This window comes from Pontibacter sp. HJ8 (genome assembly GCF_054824225.1).
Genome location: NZ_JSYF01000347.1, coordinates 1 through 5,222, shown reverse-complemented (window position 1 = coordinate 5,222; position 5,222 = coordinate 1). Strand labels below are relative to the sequence as shown.

The window sequence follows — 5,222 nt, the reverse complement described above, 5'->3', positions numbered from 1 at the left end:
TTTTTACACTGGAGGTGCTGCCGCCGCTGAAAGGCGAAAACGTACGCACCCTCTTCAACCACATCGACCCGCTGATGGAGTTCAAGCCTCCGTTTATTGATGTGACGTATCACCGCGAAGAATATGTGTACAAGCAGCGCGAAAACGGGTTGCTGGAGAAGCGCAGCACCCGCAAGCGTCCCGGAACGGTTGGTATTTGCGCGGCTATCCAAAACCATTACAAAGTAGATACCGTGCCGCACCTGATCTGCGGGGGCTTCAGCAAGGAAGAAACCGAGAATGCCCTCATCGACCTGCAGTTTCTGGGGATAGACAACGTGCTGGTGCTGCGCGGCGATTGCGTGAAGAGCGAGTCACGCTTTGTGGCAGAGCCAGGCGGACACAACTATGCTTCTGAACTAATAGAGCAGGTGGTGAACATGAACAAGGGCGTATACCTGGACGAAGAACTGGCTTCACACAACGGTACGGACTTTTGCATCGGTGTGGCCGGCTATCCCGAGAAACACTTCGAAGCGCCCAACCTGAAATCGGACCTGCGCTGGCTAAAGAAGAAGATCGAGCTGGGAGCTGAGTACATCGTGACGCAGATGTTCTTTGATAACCAGAAGTACTTCAACTTTGTGAACCAATGCCGCGCGGAAGGGATAACCGTACCCATCATTCCGGGCCTGAAGCCTCTCACGACCAAGTCACAGCTAACGCTTCTGCCAAGCCTCTTCCATATTGAAATACCCTGTGATCTGGCCGACGCCTTGGAAGGCTGCGCCGATAACAAAGCCGCGGCGCAGGTAGGTGTGGAGTGGGCGATACAGCAGTCGAAGGAGCTGATGGAATTTGGTGTACCCTGCCTGCACTACTACTCCATGGGCAAATCAGAATCTGTGCGAAAAGTAGCCGAAGCGCTGTTTTAAGGTATAGGAGCCTACGCGGCGTCTTCAGACCCGTGCTTGTCTAAACCAGTAGCCCTAGCTATACCTTACAACTTTGGATAAACAGGCGACAAGGTATACAGCACCGGCTTGCTCGGGCTGGCATCCAGCTGCAGGCTGGCAATCTGCAGGTTGAGCAGGTATAGCCCGTCGCTTACATGAGCCGGTACGTAAATGAGCTCGGTGATGGTGGCGCCGCAGCGGGTGGCCTTCGGGTACTGCCAGAAAGCGTGATGACAGAGCAGCTTGCCTTCGTCCAGTTCGCGGTCTACGGAAGGCAGGTCCAGCAGTAGGTGCGCTATACCTTGCTCTGCTAAATATTGGCCGATCGTATGCTCCAGGTAGGGCGGATTGGTGCCGGAGTAGTGGCGGGTCAGTTTGTCGTCGGTGTTGGGCAGGGTGCGCAGGATCACAGCTTCGGGCCGGATGCCCTGCAGTTGCTTCTTTACATCCTCCAGCAGAACTACTTTATCTCCATTCTCCTGCTTCTGCGGCGTCACAGTGATCAGCTGCGCGACAAACAGGAAGCGCTTCAGGCAGTTGTGGATGGTGGCATTTTCATCGGCGGAGATGTGGCCGTAACATTCGGTGTGGGTGCCGTTGCCGTGTGGCGTGAGGTGCACGCGCTTGTAGTTGGTGCTGCCGCCCTGGGCTACGCTGCCTACAAAATCCCCTACCCGGATCACATCAAAGGTCGCCGGCTCTGCCCAGAAACATTCGGGCTGCGGTTGCCCCTCATGCAGCGGCATCGAAATATCGAGTGGCTCAAGCGGGTTGAAGGTATAGGTTTGGCTGTGGTAGGTGACAGAGGCGGTCATAGGCGTGTGTACTTTTAGCAAGTATAACAGAAAAAACAGACATCCTGCGCCACAGGAGGTATAAAATACAGCTGCTACTGCTCCTATACCTCTTCCGCCAGCAGGTCCATCGTGATCTGGTCGGAGAGTAGCTTTCCTTTATCCGTCAGGTATAGCACATCGGCTTCTATACGGGCCAGCTCTTTTTCCTGTAGTTCCTGCAGGTACGCCCGGTGATCACTCCCCAGGTCATACCTGAATTCCTGGCGAAGCTTCTTCAGATCGCAGCCCCAGATCGTGCGGAGGGTGGTGAGGAGGTAATCGTTGGCTTGGTCGGCAAGCGTCAGTTCTTCCAGCTCGAAAGGCACTGCATTTTGCTTCAGCGCGTCGATGTATTTTTTGTTATGCGACACGTTGTACTGCCGGGAGTGGCCGTTGAAGGAATGGGCGCTCGGTCCTATGCCCAGGTAATGCACGCCGCGCCAGTAATTGCTGTTGTGCTTCGACTCATACCCCGGCCGGCTGAAGTTGGAGATCTCATACTGCCCATACCCGTGCTGCTTCATCTGCTCGAGCAGGATTTCGAACTGCTGCGCCGTAAACTCATCTTCCGAGGGCTTAAAAGAGCCCTTCTTACTCCAGCGCCCAAGCGCAGTGTCAGGCTCAATGGTGAGGGCGTAGCAGGAAACGTGCTGCACGTTCAAAGAGAACAAAAGCTCTAGGTCGCGGTGCCAGATCGTATGATCCGGAGCCGGTATACCGTAAATCAGGTCTACGGTGATGTTATCGAAGCCGGCTGCCTGTGCATCGAGTACGCATTGAACGCTCTCAGTAGCGGTATGGGCGCGGTTCATCAGGCGCAGATGCGGCTCATGGAAAGACTGCAGCCCGATACTCAACCGGTTTATACCTGCGCCTTTCAGTTCCTGCAGCTTCTCCGGCGACAGATCATCCGGGTTGGCCTCCAGCGTAATTTCAGCATCATCCGAAACTATAAACAGCTCCCGTACTGTTGCCAGAATCGATTGCAGTTCTTCCTGGTTCAGCAATGAAGGCGTGCCGCCGCCGAAGTAAATTGTATGCACCGGCTGGCCCTGCAGGTAGTCGCGTCGCAGCTTCAGTTCCTGGCTGATGGTCTGCACCATGTCCCCCTTCAGTACCATGGAGGTGCTGAAGTGAAAGTCGCAGTAATGGCAAGCCTGCTTGCAGAAAGGTATATGGATGTATATGCCGGACAAGATTTTAATTGTTAAATTGTTGATGGCTAAATTGTTGTTTAGCTTGGGCAATATGTGAAAGTAGCATGTGATAATCTGTTAAGGCGGTCTTACCTTTGCAAACACGCCTTGCGGTATAAACTCCTCTCTTTAAGAGAAACAATTTAGCCCTTAAACAATTCAACCATCCAGAATACAAATGTACAAAATCGCTGCCTTAGTCTGGTGCTTACTTGTGTGGCTGCCCCTGGTGCAGGCGCAGGAGAAGCCGCAGGTACAGGTGCCGCCACCGGTGGTATTGCAGGCAAAGGCAGCGCTGAAAGTACACGCCGCGGGACCGGACCGGCAGGTGCTGCGTCAATACAACTATCGGACCCAGCTCCCTGATACTGTAGAGGCCCAAAAAGAAGTGCGGGCGCTGGTGCAGCGGCTGCACCAGGATGCCTACCTGCTTGCCTCCGCCGACAGTTCCTACAAGCGGGGCGATACGCTCCACGTGAAACTGCACATCGGCAATCGCTTCGACTGGGCCGAGCTGCGCAATGGCAACCTGAGCGAAGGTATACTGGTCGAGTCGGGCTTCCGGGAGAAATTCTACCGCAACACACCTTTTAACCCGGCAGAGTATGTCAGGCTGCAGCAGCGCATCCTGGACTATGCAGAGCGCAGTGGCTACCCTTTCGCCTCTGTCTGGCTGGACTCCATCAAAATTGAAAACAATAAAATAGCGGCTGCCCTGATGGTAGAGAAAGCCTTCGTGGTGACCTACGACTCGGTGCAGGTGATGGGCGGCAGCAAAACGCAGGCAAAATTCCTGATGCGCTACCTGCAGCTATACCCCGGGCAGCCGTACAACCAGGACCAGGTGCTGGCCTCGCAGCGTATGCTCACGGCACTCCCCTACATCAAGGTGACACGTCCGCCGCAGGTGCAGTTCGCCCGTGACAAGGCCCGGGTGATCTATTTCCTGGAAGACCGGCAGGCCAACCAGCTGGACGGGGTTGTAGGCTTCCTGCCCGACCCCAGCCGCAGCGGCAATAAGCTGCTGATCACCGGTGAGGCCAATATGAACATCCGCAACATACGAGGCAGCGGGAAGCAACTGGGGCTGCAGTGGCGGCGCGTGAACCGTGGCTCCGTCATCCTTAACGGCGAATACCTGCACCCCAATATCTTCGGGACGCCCTTTGAGCTGGGTACGCGCTTTAATCTGCTGAAGCAGGATTCCTCCTTTATCACGGTGCAGCCGCGCCTGCAGCTGGCCTATAACACGATTCGCTATGGGCGGTTCAGTGTGTTCACTGAGTGGCGCAATTCCCGCATACTTTCTACAGCCAACCCGCAAAGCCTGAAAGCGCTGGACCTGGCAGATGCCCGCACCAATACCTATGGTCTCAACTACCTCTGGAACAACCTCGATGACTTTTATTTCCCGAGAAAAGGCCGGCTGGCAGAGTTGCAGCTGGCCGCCGGGCGGAAACGCCTGTTGCGCAATCCAAGCCTAGAGAAGGAGTTTTACGATACGCTGGAGCTGAATACGACGCAGCTGAGCCTGGCCCTGCGGCTGGAAAACTTCTTCCGGGTAGGAAAGAACAGTGCTTTGCTGGCAAGAGTGCGGGGAGAGGCTTTGCTCAACGACCAGATCCTCCTCAACGACATGTACCGGCTGGGAGGCCTTGCTTCGCTCCGGGGCTTTGACGATTTCTTTTACTATGCCTCTACCTATGGCGTCGGCACGCTGGAATATCGCCTCTTCACGGCCGAGGATTCGTACGTACTGCTCTTTTATGATCAGGGCTACTACCGCAGTGACCTGGAGGCGTCACAGGCTGAGGGAATGCCTTTGGGTGTGGGAGGTGGCATCAGTTTCAGTACAGGAGCAGGTATATTTCAGCTGGTATACTCAGTGGGGCACTCGGAGCAGCAGCCTATGTCCCTGAAATACTCCAAGATACACTTCGGGGTCACGAGTAAATTTTAAAAAAAGTAACTTTTTTTGCTGTTTTTGGTAAGTATAGCTTGCATGGTAAGTATGTTTATACTACTTTTGTAACACAATAACAGTGCGGGATGGAGCAGTTGGTAGCTCGTTGGGCTCATAACCCAAAGGTCACAGGTTCGAGTCCTGTTCCCGCTACCTAGAATTAAGATAAAGGCTTGTAGGTGAACAACTTACGAGCCTTTATTGCTTTACGGGTGACCAAATAGGTGACCAAATTCCTTTTCCAACTGTAGTATGGTGCATTCAAGTTACGCAATCAGGGCGTAATCTAAAA

At 54.2% G+C, this 5,222-nt stretch carries 4 protein-coding genes and 1 tRNA gene; 3 read left to right on the top strand and 2 right to left on the bottom strand.

Annotated elements, in window-relative coordinates; translation table 11 throughout:
- Positions 1-914, top strand: a 914-nt coding sequence (gene metF, locus OB13_RS14985) for a methylenetetrahydrofolate reductase [NAD(P)H] (RefSeq protein WP_461490982.1), incomplete at its 5' end; no start/stop codon positions are given.
- Between the two features lie 65 nt (positions 915-979).
- Here the strand turns inward: metF and OB13_RS14980 are convergent.
- Together OB13_RS14980 and hemW are read right to left on the bottom strand one after the other, a co-directional pair.
- Complete coding sequence (locus tag OB13_RS14980; RefSeq protein ID WP_461490981.1) at positions 980-1,750, bottom strand: cyclase family protein; 771 nt, start codon at positions 1,748-1,750, stop codon at positions 980-982.
- 83 nt (positions 1,751-1,833) lie between these two features.
- Positions 1,834-2,967: a radical SAM family heme chaperone HemW gene (hemW, locus tag OB13_RS14975; protein ID WP_461490980.1), complete on the bottom strand. Its 1,134-nt coding sequence runs from the start codon at positions 2,965-2,967 to the stop codon at positions 1,834-1,836.
- A gap of 178 nt (positions 2,968-3,145) precedes the next feature.
- On the opposite strand from hemW, the gene OB13_RS14970 reads away from it, so the two are divergent.
- Positions 3,146-4,927, top strand: coding sequence for a BamA/TamA family outer membrane protein (locus OB13_RS14970; RefSeq protein ID WP_461490979.1), 1,782 nt, complete (start codon positions 3,146-3,148; stop codon positions 4,925-4,927).
- A gap of 83 nt (positions 4,928-5,010) precedes the next feature.
- Positions 5,011-5,083, top strand: a tRNA-Met gene (locus tag OB13_RS14965).
- Positions 5,084-5,222 lie beyond the last annotated feature (139 nt).

Excerpts from the sequence above, each read along its gene's own strand:
- OB13_RS14980 (WP_461490981.1), bottom strand. The coding sequence starts at position 1,750 with ATGACCGCCTCTGTCACCTACCACAGCCAAACCTATACCTTCAACCCG.
- OB13_RS14970 (WP_461490979.1), top strand. The coding sequence starts at position 3,146 with ATGTACAAAATCGCTGCCTTAGTCTGGTGCTTACTTGTGTGGCTGCCC.